The sequence below is a fragment of the Paracoccus aestuariivivens genome, assembly GCF_009711225.1.
Taxonomy (GTDB): Bacteria; Pseudomonadota; Alphaproteobacteria; order Rhodobacterales; family Rhodobacteraceae; genus Paracoccus; species Paracoccus aestuariivivens.
This window is the reverse complement of sequence record NZ_WMIE01000008.1, coordinates 56,907-70,737: the sequence shown is the minus strand read 5'-3', so window position 1 is coordinate 70,737 and position 13,831 is coordinate 56,907. Positions and strand designations below refer to the sequence as shown.

General features: G+C 61.9%; 13 protein-coding genes. 7 read left to right on the top strand and 6 right to left on the bottom strand.

The annotated features are described in order from the left end of the window. The first annotated feature begins 100 nt into the window (after positions 1 to 100). From GL286_RS13845 to GL286_RS13825, 5 genes are all read left to right on the top strand, one after another. Entirely contained in the window at positions 101 to 1,285 is a 1,185-nt protein-coding gene (locus GL286_RS13845; protein ID WP_155096163.1) for an ABC transporter substrate-binding protein, read from the top strand. Positions 1,286 to 1,397: 112 nt separating this feature from the next. Then, the gene (locus GL286_RS13840) at positions 1,398 to 2,276 is read left to right on the top strand and encodes an ABC transporter ATP-binding protein (RefSeq protein WP_155096162.1); all 879 of its coding nucleotides are present in this window, start codon (positions 1,398 to 1,400) and stop codon (positions 2,274 to 2,276) included. Continuing rightward, positions 2,276 to 2,986 carry an ABC transporter ATP-binding protein gene (locus tag GL286_RS13835; protein ID WP_155096161.1) on the top strand — a complete coding sequence of 237 codons (711 nt, stop codon included), beginning with the start codon at positions 2,276 to 2,278 and terminating at the stop codon, positions 2,984 to 2,986. Before GL286_RS13840 ends, GL286_RS13835 begins: the two co-directional genes overlap by 1 nt. 1 nt (position 2,987) lies before the next feature. After that, positions 2,988 to 3,989 (top strand): branched-chain amino acid ABC transporter permease, encoded by a 1,002-nt coding sequence (locus GL286_RS13830; protein WP_155096160.1) that lies wholly within the window; start codon positions 2,988 to 2,990, stop codon positions 3,987 to 3,989. Between the two features lie 15 nt (positions 3,990 to 4,004). Beyond that, positions 4,005 to 5,345, top strand: a complete 1,341-nt coding sequence (locus GL286_RS13825) for a branched-chain amino acid ABC transporter permease (protein WP_155096159.1) — start codon at positions 4,005 to 4,007, stop codon at positions 5,343 to 5,345. A 102-nt stretch (positions 5,346 to 5,447) separates the two neighbouring features. Here the strand turns inward: GL286_RS13825 and GL286_RS13820 are convergent, their stop codons facing one another. Genes GL286_RS13820 through GL286_RS13795 form a run of 6 tightly spaced genes read right to left on the bottom strand, consistent with a single transcriptional unit; the run spans position 5,448 to position 11,426 of the window. Further along, positions 5,448 to 7,202: an ABC transporter ATP-binding protein gene (locus GL286_RS13820; protein ID WP_155096158.1), complete on the bottom strand. Its 1,755-nt coding sequence runs from the start codon at positions 7,200 to 7,202 to the stop codon at positions 5,448 to 5,450. 19 nt (positions 7,203 to 7,221) lie between these two features. After that, entirely contained in the window at positions 7,222 to 7,587 is a 366-nt protein-coding gene (locus tag GL286_RS13815) for a Rid family hydrolase (RefSeq protein WP_155096157.1), read from the bottom strand. After that, the gene (locus GL286_RS13810) at positions 7,584 to 7,955 is read right to left on the bottom strand and encodes a RidA family protein (RefSeq protein WP_246184954.1); all 372 of its coding nucleotides are present in this window, start codon (positions 7,953 to 7,955) and stop codon (positions 7,584 to 7,586) included. The genes GL286_RS13815 and GL286_RS13810 overlap by 4 nt, the downstream gene beginning before the upstream one ends. A 14-nt stretch (positions 7,956 to 7,969) precedes the next feature. Continuing rightward, positions 7,970 to 8,860: an ABC transporter permease gene (locus GL286_RS13805; protein WP_246184953.1), complete on the bottom strand. Its 891-nt coding sequence runs from the start codon at positions 8,858 to 8,860 to the stop codon at positions 7,970 to 7,972. 1 nt (position 8,861) lies between these two features. Further along, positions 8,862 to 9,866: an ABC transporter permease gene (locus GL286_RS13800; RefSeq protein WP_155096156.1), complete on the bottom strand. Its 1,005-nt coding sequence runs from the start codon at positions 9,864 to 9,866 to the stop codon at positions 8,862 to 8,864. A gap of 54 nt (positions 9,867 to 9,920) precedes the next feature. Continuing rightward, positions 9,921 to 11,426 (bottom strand): ABC transporter substrate-binding protein, encoded by a 1,506-nt coding sequence (locus GL286_RS13795; RefSeq protein WP_155096155.1) that lies wholly within the window; start codon positions 11,424 to 11,426, stop codon positions 9,921 to 9,923. A 216-nt stretch (positions 11,427 to 11,642) separates the two neighbouring features. On the opposite strand from GL286_RS13795, the gene GL286_RS13790 reads away from it, so the two are divergent. Further along, entirely contained in the window at positions 11,643 to 12,290 is a 648-nt protein-coding gene (locus tag GL286_RS13790; protein WP_170295196.1) for a TetR/AcrR family transcriptional regulator, read from the top strand. Next, entirely contained in the window at positions 12,287 to 13,804 is a 1,518-nt protein-coding gene (locus GL286_RS13785) for a gamma-glutamyltransferase family protein (RefSeq protein WP_155096153.1), read from the top strand. The genes GL286_RS13790 and GL286_RS13785 overlap by 4 nt, the downstream gene beginning before the upstream one ends. The last annotated feature ends 27 nt before the right edge of the window (positions 13,805 to 13,831 follow it).

The following is a 13,831-nucleotide window of genomic DNA, read 5'->3' as shown; positions in this document are numbered from 1 at the left end:
GGTTTCAACCGACATTCTGCCGCTGTTGCGCACTTTTCTTTTCCTCGAGGCCCTTATAGCTTGCCGAACAGGACTAAAGTTCTACTCAGGGAGACTAAAAATGAAAAAACTTCTTCTGGCCAGCGTAGCCGGTGCGATGTTCGCCGGTGCCGCGGGCGCCGAGGATATCAAGCTGGGCATTTCGCTGGGCCTGACCGGCCCGCTGGAATCCATTGCCCCGGCCATCCAGAAAGGCGCCGAACTGGCAATGAAAGAAGTTACCGACAGCGGCAAACTTCTGGACGGCTCGAAGATCGCTCCTGTGGCCGCCGACAACACCTGTGTCGATGCCGCCGCGTCCGTTGCTGCTGTCGAACGCCTTGTGACCTCGGAAGGTGTCAAGGGCATCATGGGCGGCATGTGCTCGGGCGAGACCATCGCCTCGCTGGAAAAAGTCGGCGTGCCGAATGGTGTCGTGATGATCTCGCCCTCGGCGACCTCGCCGGCGCTTTCGACCATCGACGACAAAGGCTTCTTCTTCCGCACCGCACCCTCGGACGCGCGGCAGGGTGAAGTCATGGCCGACATCGCGCTAAGCCGCGGCGTCAAAAGCGTTGCTGTGACCTACACGAACAACGACTACGGCAAAGGTCTGGCCGATAGCTTCGCCAATGCCTACAAGGCAAAAGGCGGCACGGTCACCATCGTTGCGGGCCATGACGACGGCAAAGCCGACTACTCGGCCGAAGTCGCGGCGCTGGCTGCTGCCGGTGGCGATGCGCTGGTCGTGGCTGGCTACGCCGACCAGGGCGGCTCGGGCGTGATCCAGGGTTCGCTGGATACCGGCGCGTTCGAAACCTTCGTGCTGCCCGATGGCATGGTGAACGACGTTCTGGTGACGAAATTCGGCACCGCGCTGGAAACCTCGTTCGGTCAGAACCCCTCGGCTGAAGGCGACGGCCACGACAAATTTGCCGAACTGGCAAAAGCTGCCGGATTTGACGGCACTTCGGCCTATTCGGGCGAAGCTTACGATGCGGCCGCGCTGATCATGCTGGCAATGCAGGCTGCCAAGACTTCGGACCCCAAGGTCTATAAAGACAAGGTCATGGAAGTTGCGATCGCTCCGGGTGAAAAGATCTATCCGGGCGAGTTGGCGAAAGCTCTGGAACTGATTGCCGCAGGTCAAGATGTCGATTATGTCGGCGCAACCGCGGTCGAACTGGTCGAGCCGGGCGAAAGCGCCGGTGTCTACCGCGAAGTCGATTTCAAGGGCGGCAAGCTGAACGTTATCGGGTTCCGCTGATCGACCCCACATGTTGCGGGAGGCCCGGATTCAATCCGGGCCTTTTGCCTGTTATAACTACCCCTCATGGGGCAATAATCTTCGCGGAAACAGCGAAGTCTGGGGAGACTACATGATCCAGGTCCATGACCTGCACCGCCATTTCGGAGGGTTCCGCGCCGTGGACGGTGCCAGCCTGACGATCGAGACCGGTTCGATAACCGGCCTGATCGGCCCGAACGGTGCAGGGAAATCCACGCTTTTCAACGTCATCGCGGGCGTCCTGCCGCCGACCTCTGGTCGCGTCATCATGGATGGCGAAGACATTACCGGCCTTCAGCCGCATCAACTGTTCCACAAGGGCCTGCTGCGCACGTTCCAGCTGGCCCATGAATTTTCGTCGATGACCGTACGCGAGAACCTGATGATGGTTCCCGGCGCGCAGACCGGCGAAGGTCTGATGAACACATGGTTCCGCCGAGGCCGCATCCGCGAGGAAGAGCGCGCCCTTCGCAAGAAGGCGGACGAAGTCCTTGAATTTCTGACGATCACCCATGTCGCGGATGAGAAGGCGGGCAATCTCTCGGGCGGCCAGAAGAAGCTTCTGGAGCTGGGCCGCACGATGATGGTCGATGCCAAGATCGTCTTCCTCGATGAGGTCGGCGCGGGTGTGAACCGCACGCTTCTGGGCACGATCGGCGACGCCATCGTGCGTCTGAACAAGGAACGCGGCTATACTTTCTGCGTCATCGAACATGACATGGACTTCATCGGCCGCCTTTGCGATCCAGTGATCGTCATGGCGCAGGGCAAGGTTCTGGCACAGGGTTCAGCCTCCAGCATCATGCAGAACGAGGCGGTGATCGAGGCCTATCTGGGCACCGGCCTGAAGAACAAAGTGGCGGCGGAAGTCGCCGAGGAAGCCAATTTCGGCGAAAGCCATGGTGCGCAGCCCGGCCTTGGGGCCGAGGCCGGTCAAGGCGGCGACGGCAAGCCTGCGGGGGATCTGTAATGGCTGAACCCTATCTAAGCGCTAGCGCGATGCGCGGCGGCTATGGCAAGGCCGACATCCTGAACGGCTGCACGCTGACCGTGGATCAGGGCCAGATCGCCGTGATCGTCGGCCCGAACGGCGCTGGCAAATCCACCGCGATGAAGGCCGTTTTCGGGATGCTGAACCTGCGCGAAGGCGCGGTGAAACTGGGCGGCGAAGATATCACCCGCCTGACCCCGCAGGAACGCGTCCACAAGGGCATGGGCTTCGTGCCGCAGACCCACAATATCTTCCCGACCATGACGGTCGAGGAAAACCTTGAGATGGGTGCTTTCATCCGCACGGATGATTACCGCGAAACCATCGAACAGGTCTATCACCTCTTCCCCGCCGTCGCCGACAAGCGCAAGCAGAACGCGGGCGAGTTGTCCGGCGGTCAGCGCCAGCAGGTCGCCGTTGGCCGTGCACTGATGACCAAGCCCCGTCTTCTCATGCTGGACGAGCCCACCGCGGGCGTCAGCCCCATCGTCATGGACGAGCTTTTCGACCGCATTATCGAGGTCGCCCGCACCGGCATCTCGATCCTGATGGTCGAACAGAACGCCCGCCAAGCGCTTGAGATTGCCGATATCGGCTATGTCCTTGTGCAGGGCGCGAACCGCTACACCGACTCTGGTAAGGCCCTGATGGCCGATCCCGAGGTCCGACGCACGTTCCTTGGGGGCTGACATGGACTTTCTTAACGCCCTTGTGGCCATCCTCAACTTCGTGGTGATCCCCGCCGCCGCCTATGGCGCGCAGCTTGCGCTTGGCGCGCTTGGCGTCACACTGATCTATGGCATCCTGCGTTTCTCGAACTTCGCGCATGGCGACACCATGGCTTTCGGCACGGGTCTGGTGATCCTTGTCACTTGGGGCCTGCAGGCGCTCGGCATCAGCCTTGGCCCACTGCCGGTCGCCCTGCTTGCGCTGCCCATCGGCATCGCCCTGTGTTCGGCCTTCGTGCTGGGCACGGATCGCGTCGTCTATCGCTTCTATCGCAAGAAGAAATCCGACTCGATCATCATGGTCATGGCCTCGGTCGGCGTGATGTTCGTGATGAACGGCCTGACCCGCCTGCTGATCGGCGTAGACGAAATCCGCTTCGACGACGGCGCGCGGTTCCTGATCAGTGTGCAAGATTTCAAAGCTTGGACCGGTCTGACCGAAGGTCTGGCCCTGCGCCTCAGCCAAGCGCTGACGCTGGTCGTGACCGCTTTGTGCTGCTGGGCGCTGTTCCGCTTCCTGAACAAATCGCGCTCGGGCAAGGCCATGCGTGCCTATGCCGACAATGAGGATCTGGCGCTGCTGTCGGGCATCGACCCGGAACGCATCGTGCGCCTGACATGGATCATCGCGACCGCTCTCGCGGTGACGGCTGGCACGCTTTACGGCCTCGACAAAAGCTTCAAGGCTTTCAACTACTTCCAGATTCTGCTGCCGATCTTTGCCGCAGCCATCGTGGGCGGCCTTGGCAGCCCGATCGGCGCCGTCGCGGGCGGTTTCATCGTCGCCTTCTCCGAAGTGGCCGTGACCTATCCGTGGAAAAAGATCGCGACGTATCTGGGCTTCCAGCCCGAGGGTCTGCTGCAACTGCTGTCCACCGAATATAAATTCGCGGTCAGCTTCGTCATCCTTATCGTCGTCCTGCTGTTCCGGCCCACAGGCCTGTTCCGCGGCAAAGCCTATTAAGGGAGGGGCTGACACATGTCGAATACTCGTCAAGCTGACGCCCATGGCCGCTGGCGCGCGCCGATTGTCTTCCTGCTGATCGCGGCGCTGTTCATGCTGGAAGGCACGACGCGCAACGCGCTGTTCTCGGGCAGCTGGAACTCAGCGCTGGCTATCCTAAACATGGGCCTGATCTCGGCTGTCATGGCTTTGGGCGTGAACATGCAATGGGGCTATGCGGGCCTGTTCAACACCGGCGTTGTGGGCTTCCTTGCCCTTGGCGCATTGGGTCCGGTTCTGGTCTCAACCGCGCCGGTCCAAGGTGCTTGGTCCGCTGGCGGGCTGCGCGTTCTGCTGGCACTGGCCGTTGGTCTGGGCACGCTGGCGCTGGCCACGCAGGTCTGGAAACGCGTAAAGGCTCCGCTGAGCTTCATCCTGATACCGCTGGTGCTGCTGGTCGGCTGCGTCCTTTACCGCTTCCTCTTCGATCCCGCCGTCATGGCGATCGAGGCGAACAACTCCGCCTCGGCCGGCAACATCGGCGGCCTCGGCCTGCCGGTCCTACTGTCATGGCCCGTCGGCGCGCTTTTCGCCGCCGCTGCCGCTTGGGGTGTGGGCAAGGTCGCTCTGGGCCTGCGCTCGGACTATCTCGCCATCGCCACACTCGGCATCGGCGAGATCATCGTGGCCGTCCTGCGCAACGAGGAATGGCTCGCGCGCGGCGTCAAGAACATGTCAGGCATCCCGCGCCCCGTCCCCTATGAGCTGGATCTGCAAAACAATGCCGGTTTCGTCGCCAAGGCGGCAGCATGGGGCATGGACCCGGCGACCGCCTCGGCGATCTGGGTCAAGCTGCTCTATGCGGGCCTGTTCGGAACCGTGCTGCTGGGCCTGATCCTGCTGGCCGAACTTGCGCTGAAATCGCCTTGGGGCCGGATGATGCGCGCGATCCGCGACAACGAAACCGCCGCCGCCGCGATGGGCAAGAACATCAAGGGCCGCCATCTGCAGATCTTCGTCATCGGCTCGGCCGTGATCGGTCTGGCGGGCGCGATGATGGTGACGCTGGACGGGCTGCTGTCTCCGGGCGGCTTCAACCCGCTGCGCTACACCTTCCTCGTCTGGGTCATGGTGATCGTCGGCGGTTCGGGCAACAACTGGGGTTCGGTCCTTGGCGCGGTGCTGATCTGGTTCCTCTGGATCAAGGCCGAGGTCTGGGGTCCGGAACTGATGAACCTTGTCACCATGCCCCTGCCCGAGGGCGCGCTGCGCCAGCACCTGCTGGATAGCGCCCCGCATATGCGCTTCGTCGCGATGGGCCTGACACTACTGCTGGTGCTGCGCTTCGCCCCGCGCGGTCTGGTTCCCGAAAAGTGAGGTGGTCGGGGGCAACGCCCCCGCGCCGGTTTTGCCCCTCGACGGGGCGAAACCGGCGACCTTTCCGATCAAGAGCCGCATAAGAGAGCAGCTTTTCGCGGCTTACACTTCTACCCTCAGGCGATGCTCCGGCCCGATGGTCTGCCACCGCGCCGGCTCGATATTCGTGCCGACCGGATAAATCGGGGCAGCAGTCGGCACCGAAAGCGAAGCACGCTCGAACCGTTCGGCGGGATGGGAAACCGGAACTGCCTCAAGCAGGCGTCTGGTATAGGGATGTGCGGGACATGACAGCACCGACAGCGCCGGACCTTGCTCGACGATCGTGCCGCGATACATGACTAGAATACGGTCCGCGACACGTTCGACCACGGCCATGTCATGCGAAATGAACAGCAACGCCAGATCCTCGTCGCGTTTCAGTTCCTCCAGTAAGGTAAGGATCTGGGCCTGAATCGCGACGTCCAGCGCCGAGACCGGTTCATCCGCAATCAGCACCTTGGGGCGAAGGATCAATGCCCTTGCGATGCAGATACGCTGGCGTTGCCCGCCCGAGAACTGGTGCGGATAACGATCCAGACTGTCCTCGGGCAATCCGACACGTTCGACCAGCGCCGACAAACCCTCCTCCTCGACGGCGAGCCCACGGATCCGCAGCGGTTCAGACAGGATTTGGCGGATCGACATGCGCGGGTCCAGCGCCGCATAGGGATCCTGAAAGATCATCTGGATATCGTCTCGCGCTGCCCGCAACGCCTGACCGCCAAGAGAAAGCAGATCGCGACCGGCCAGCACCGCCCGCCCCTCATCCGTCGGGATCAGGCGCAGCAGCGACTTGGCAAGCGAAGATTTTCCGCAACCGCTTTCACCGATGATGGCCACGGTTTCGCGGGGGTGAAGATCGAAACTCACGTCCTCGACCGCATGCAGATTCGCGACATGGCGGCGAAGAATGCGCGAGCGGACCGGAAAGCGTGTCGTCAGGTGACTGACAGACAACACCGGAGGCACTGCGGCAGATGCGTCGTTCAATGTCGCAGTCGCTGCGTGGCGGAACTTTGGTGCCGCATCCAGCAACTTGCGGGTATATTCATGCGCGGGCGCATCGAAGACCCGACCGACCGGACCTTCCTCGACGATGCGGCCGTAGCGCATGACCGCAACCCGGTCCGCGATCTCAGCCACCACGCCCATATCATGCGTAATAAACAGCACGCCCATGCCGGTCTGCTGTTGCAGGTTGCGGATCAGGGCCAGAATCTCGGCCTGCACGGTCACATCAAGCGCGGTCGTCGGCTCGTCCGCGATCAGGATGTCAGGCTCGCATATCAGCGCCATGGCGATCATCACGCGTTGGCGCATCCCGCCTGAAAGCTCGTGCGGGTATTGGTCGAAACGGCGCAGCGGATCGGTCATCCGCACCTTTTCCAGCATCGCAACCGCACGCGCCTTGGCCGAGCCGTCGTCAAACGGCTGGTGTTGGCGAACCGCCTCGACCAGTTGCGCCCCGACCGTCAGAACCGGATTCAGCGAGGTCATCGGGTCCTGAAAGATCATCGCGATCCTCGCCCCCCTGATCCGCCGCATCTGGCGTTCGTCCAGCAGGGCAAGATCGACCGATGGCTGGCGCGCCGTGGTCAGCAGGATGCGCCCGGCCGTGACATGACCGCCCTGCTGGTCGATCAACCGCATGACGGATTTAACCGTCACCGACTTGCCCGAGCCGGACTCTCCGACCAAGGCCAGAATCTCGCCCCGATCAAGCCGCAGCGAAAGATCATGGACAACTGCTGTGCGATCCGCCCCGAAGGCGATGTCGAGATTCTGGATCGACAGCAAAGGCTCATGCATGGTCATGGCGGCGCATCCTTTCGGTTCAGGCGTCGGGCCGGTCGGCCCAGACACGGATTTCCAACAACGAATCCCGACGCGACGCCGACATTTCGACCACCGACAAGCCCGGGGGCATGCCCTCACCCACCCATTCGTTCCAGATCGGGACGAAATCCGGCCATTGCGCGATATCCGCGATCCAAAGTTGCGCATAGATCAGGCCGCTCCGCCCGCTGCCCATCTGCGTCAACAGATCGTCGATCACGCCAAGGATCGCGCGGGTCTGACCCTCGAAAGGTAGCGACTTGTCGGGTGCCGTCAGGCAGGCCGAGGCGATATCGCCCGCAGCCGAACCAAGGAATATCTTCGGCCCCCAGCTATCGATGCGTCCGGTTTTCTGGATCGTCATGCTGCGGCTTCCTCGCGATAGGCGACGGCGACGATTTCCAGCAGCAGGTCGGGCCGGTAAAGCTCGCCCGAAACGCAGGTGCGGGCGGGCGGGTTCGCCGCATCGACCCAACCGTTCCAGACCGAATTCAGCGCCGCGAAATAACGCATGTCCTTGAGCCAGATGGTGACGGTGAACAGGTCGGACTGCCCGATGCCGGCCTCGGCCATCAACTCGTCCAGACGGGCGATCACGTCGCGCGCCTGTTCCTTGATATCACCATCCAGATTGCGCGGCTGGAGCCCGATGAAATGGGTCCAGTTTCCGGTCTTGCAGACAAGCGAGCGGCGTGCGCCATCCATGGTTTCGGTGTGGGTGCGGGTGGTCAACGTCGTTCTCCTTGTCAGTGGGATTTCAGCTTGGGGTCGAATTGGTTACGCAAGGCATCGCCAAGCAGGTTCAGGCCCAGAACCGTCAGAAAGATCGCAAGGCCGGGGAACAGCGCCATCCACCACGCGCTAGAGATGTAGGCGCGGGAATCGGACAGCATCCCTCCCCATGTCGGGATCGACGGCGGCACGCCCAGCCCGAGAAAACTCAGCGAGGATTCCGCGATGATCGCATTGGCCATAGCAAAGCTGGTCATCACGATGATCGACAGCGTGACATTGGGCAGGACGTGATGACGGATGATGAACCCGTCCGAGGCGCCCAAGGTGCGCGCCGCCATGATGAATTCGCGGTCGCGCAGCGCCATGGCCTCGGCACGGGTCACGCGGCAATAGGGAATCCAGCGTTGCGCGGTCAGCGCGATGATGACGATCGCAAGGCCCTGACCGACGAAGGCGACGATCGCGATGGCCAGCATCAAGGGAGGGAAAGACCAGAAGATCTCGACGACCTTCTGGATCGCGCTGTCAATGCGCCCACCGAAATAGCCCGCGACGACACCAAGCGCCACGCCTACGACGCTGGCGAAAAGCGCCACCGAAAGCGCGATGATCAGCGACACGCGCGAGCCGTAGATGATCCGGCTCAGGATATCGCGCCCGACATGATCGGTTCCCAGAACATTAGGACCGGTCCAGTCAGGCGGCATCATGGCGACCATCAGATCCTGCGCGTTGGGTGGATGCGGGGCAAGCCAGGGGCTGAACAGCCCCATGACCAGCAGCGCCGCGACCGTGGTCAGGCCGAAGCCCGCCTTGAAGCCCGACAGGTGGCGATAGCTGCGGCGAAAACGCTGCCACTGGCTCGGACCCGCGGGAATGGAATTGCCTGTTGTCATCGTCATCTCAGTTGATCCGGATACGGGGGTCGATGAGGGTGTAGAGCAGGTCGATCAGCAGGTTCACGAGGATAAAGATGGCGGTGTAGATCAGCACCAATCCGATGATCAGCGGATAGTCCCGCGAGGAAATGCCCTGGATCAGCAGGCTGCCGATGCCGGGCCATGCAAAGACCGTCTCGACGATCATCGCCCCCGACAAAAGCGCCCCGAACTCCAACCCGATGATGGTGACCACGCCGACCAGCGCATTGCGAAAGGCGTGGCGCCACAGGATACGCATCCCGCCCAGGCCCTTAGCGCGGGCGGTCATCACATAGTCCTCGCGCAGGGCCTCCTGCACCGACGCGCGGGTCAATTGCGTGATGATCCCCGTCATGTTCGTGCCAAGCACCAACGCGGGCAGCGCCAGATGCTTCAGCGCGCCCCAGAACGCATCCATCCGACCTTGCAGCAGCGCATCCAGCAGCAGGAAGCCCGTCATCGTCTCGAGCCCCATGCCCCAAGGCGCGCGGCCACCGGACGGTAGCAAGTGCCAATGTCCGGCAAAAAGCAGGATCAATAGGATACCGATCCAGAAATTCGGCATCGAGATTCCGGCGAAGCTGAAGGTCGAGGTGAAACTGTCCCAGAACGAGCCGGGCCGTGCGGCCGCCAGAACCCCCAGCGGAATGCCGATCACGACCGCAACCAGCGTGGCGGCAAGCGCAAGTTCAATTGTTGCGGGCAAGCGCTCAAGCACCAGTTCCATGACCGGCATCTTGTATTTGAACGACGTTCCGAAATCGCCTGTCACCGCATTCCCGAGGAAGTTCAGGAACTGCGTCAGCGGCGGATCATCAAGTCCCCATGCCTCGCGGATACGGGCCTTGTCCGCATCGGATGCCTCGTCCGAGATCAGCATGCTGACCGCGTCTCCGGGCGCGAACTGCATCAGGGTAAAGACCACGGCCGCGACCACGACCAGCACGGGAACGGCACCGGCAAGGCGGCGTATGGCAAATAGCAGCATCGGCTGTCCTTTGGTTCAGGGACGGGCCGCCCATAGGCGACCCGGATGCGGCGATCAGTTGACGAAGACTTCCCAGCCATTCACCTGATCGGCCGGACGAGGCTTGAAGCTGATTTCCTTCGAGACACCCCAGGCCATCTTGTGCTGCCACATGAAGGCCGCAGGCGCCGCATCGACAAGGTGACGTACCGCAGCCTGCATCTTCTGGTCGCGTGCCGCCGGATCGAATTCGGAACGCTCGGCCGCCAGCAGGGCGTCAAGCTCGGGGTCCGAGAAACCGATGCGCGGCGAGCCTCCGGTCGCGAAATACTGGTGCAACGCCCGCGAAGGGTCGATCATCGAACCGCGGCCCATGTAATAGAACGGCACCTTGCCCTGCTGGACATTGGCCCAGAGCGTCGCCCATTCTGGCGTATCCAGCGTCACCTTGAAGCCTGCGGCCTCAAGCATCGGGACCATCGCCTCGGTGATCTGCCGGTCGGCGGTGTAGCGTCCGACGGGGGTGGACAGCGTCACCTCGACGCCCTCCAATCCGGCCGATTGCAGCAATGCGCGAGCCTTTTCGGGGTTGTAGTCATAGGCGCTTGTGAATCCGGCATCGTGACCGATCTGACCGGCGCTGACGGGACCGTTCAGCAGATCCGCCTGCCCTTGCAGGATCGCGCGGACGATGGCCTCGCGGTTGATCGCATGGGCGACGGCCTGCCGCGCTTCCTTGCGATCCCATGGATGTGTCTTGGGCGACATTGCCAGAAACATCATCTCGACCGAGTTGGTCGTGGCGATCTGGGCATTGGGCATGTCTGCCACTCGCGCCATCAGCTGGGGCGGCACGGATTGCGCAATCTGGACCTCGCCATTGGCAAGCGCGGTCACGCGCTGCTCGGGCTCGGGCATGATGCGGTACATGATCTGCGCCGGATTTTTGGGCGACAGCATCGGATGCCCGTCATTGCGCGAGATCACGATATGCTCGCCGATGCTGACCTCATCCAGCTTGTATGGCCCCGCACCGAACGGCGCGTCCTTGAACATCGCCTCGCCCAACTGATCGTAAAGCGCCTTCGAGGTCACGGCGACTCCGGCCAGATTGTCAGGCACGGTCGCGTCGGGGGTGGCCGTGGTGATGCGAACGGTGCGGTCGTCCAGCGCCTCAACCTTGCTCCAACCCGCGACGAGATAGGATTTCCCCGAAGACGGATTCTTGCCCAGATAGTCGATCGAATGAACGATATCCTGTGCCAGTACCGGCTCGCCATTATGGCGCTTGGCCCCCTCGGGCAGACGGATTTCCCATGTCAGCGGATCGACCGACAGCACCGACTCGGCCAGATAGGGCACGAAGGCATTCTTGTCGAAATCATAGCGCGTCACGCAGCCATAGACCTGACACCAGACATTCGACAGCAGGACGACCGGATCGGCATAGGGGTTATGTCCCGAGATCGTCTCGGTGATCGCGACTGCAATCCGTGCGTCCGTCGGCGTCTGGGCCAAGGCCCCCGTGGCAGCGGCGGAAACCGCCACGCTTGCAAGCAAAGAGAGAAGCGTTTTCTTCATCATCGTCAATCCATAAGGGCCATGTCTGTTGACAGGTCTTTGATTTCATTTTGAACTTGCTTCGCGCAGCGGTTTGCGTGAATGTGTAAGTGAACGCTTACTTACTTGTGGTAAAGAAAAAATGCCGTCCCGAAACCGTTTCGTCGGATCAATGCACGTCTCGCGCACAGAGATTGGTCAAACCGCTTATCTTTTGCGCAAATGAATGAGGTTTCGATGCAGAACGTCACTGAACAACACGCCAAAGACGCATCAGGCGGGGTCGCGCAGCGTCTGCTTGCCGCAGCGACGACCGAATTCCAGCTGCACGGCTATCAGGGCGCCAGCGTCTCGCGCATCATCGAGGCGGCCGATTGCAATGTCCGGATGATCTACCACTATTTCGGGAACAAGCTGGGGTTGTACCGCGCTTGCATCGAACGGGTTTACGAAGGCCTTCGTCAGGCCGAGGCCGAAGCCAGTTTCTGGGATCTACCACCCGAACAGGCGATAGCCGAACTGACGCGCTTCACCTTCGACTATATGGAAGCGCATCCCGAATTTCAGGGCATGATGCGAATCGAGAACATGTCGGACGGCGTACATGTGCGCGAACTAGTCGCCGTGAACAAACGTGCCGAGACACTTTTCCACGCCATCGACAACGTTCTGGATCGGGGCGCGAACGAGCGCGTCTTCACCCATCGACCCGATCCCGGCCAGCTTTACCTTTCGATCCTTGGGCTGGCGACGATCCATATCGCCAACCGCCATACGATGGGTGTCGTCTTGGGACGCGACCTGTCCGACCCCGAATTTCTGTCCGCAAGGCGCGACGAGGTTGTGCGGACGATCCTCGCTTCATTGACAGGTTCCCCCCAATGACCGGTGCCGTCACCACCCCGCATCCGCTGGCAACCGAAGCCGGCATGGCCGTATTGCGCAACGGAGGAACCGCGCCAGAGGCATTGATCGCCGCGGGCGCTGTCCTTGCCGTCGTTACGCCACATTTCTGCGGCCTTGGCGGGGACGCTGTCTGGCTGGTCACTGATCGGAACGGAGACCGCCGAACCTTTCTGGCCATCGGTCAGGGGATCGAGCGGGAGATACCGCAAGCCGAGCCGCCCCTGCGCGGTCCCGGCGCGATCCTGACGACAGCAGCTGTCGTCGACGGGTGGCGACACGCGCTTGATTACGCAAGGGAAAACCTCGGGGGCAATTGCCGGTGGGAGGATCTGCTTTCGCCTGCCGTCGATCTTGCACGAAACGGTTACGCCGTGACCAAGTCGCAAGAATTCTGGACCCGCCATCGCGCGAACGAAGCACCGAACTGGCATGGCTTCGGAAGGATATTCCTTGACGCAGGCGAACCGCTTGCCGCCGGAACCATGCTGCGGCAACCGGAACTCGCGCATAGCCTCGGCCTGCTGGCAGAACGTGGTGCGCAGGAATTCTACTCCGGTTCGCTTGCAGGCCGTATCGTAGAGGGATTGAGGGAATCGGGTGCCATTATCGGTCGCGAGGATCTGCGCCGTACCCGAACGCGCGAAACAAAGCCGCTTTCGCTGCGCTACCGCGATGTCACCCTGCTGGCCCCCCCGCCCCCGACCCAAGGGCTTACGACATTGCAGATCATGGGCATTCTTGCGCATTTCGATCTGTCATCGCTATCAGCCGGAAGCCCCGAGCATCTGCATCTTTGCGTCGAAGCCGTGAAGCGCGCGTTTCGCGACCGGAGCGCAATTGCGGATCCCGCCTTCATGCGCGTTACGCCTGACCACCTGCTTTCTCCAGAGCATCTGCAAGCGAAGGCAGCCGAGATTTCACCGGAACGGGCGCTTGTCTGGCCGGAGCGCTGGCAGCATGGCGATACGGTCTTTCTTGGCGCGATGGACGAGCAAGGCAATGCTGCGAGCGTGCTGCAAAGCACCTATTTCGACTGGGGCAGCGGTGTGGTGGCGGGCGATACCGGTATTCTGTGGCAGAACCGAGGCGCAGCCTTTTCGGTCGATCCAAGCCATTGCAATGCCTTTGCGCCCGGCAAGCTGCCGTTCTACACGCTCAATCCCGGCATCGCATTGCGCGACGGCAAGCCTGCTTTCGTATATGGCACCCAAGGAGCGGATGGCCAACCACAGACATTGTCCGTCCTGTTGACGCATCTCATCGACTTTGCCGAGCCACCCGCCAAGGCATTGGCAGCGCCCAGATTCCTGTTGGGCCGGACCTTCTCGGATAGCCGCGACAGCCTGAAGATTGAGGAAAATGTCGGAACCGGGACGATCTCCGCGCTGCGTCGCCTTGGCCACGAGATCGTCACCATCCCTGAGCTTAGCCCCCTCGCCGGACAAGCGGGTGTGGTGTTGGGCGGGACTGCCGCACATGACCCGCGCGAATGATCGCGAATCGAAAGGGACCCGAAAGGG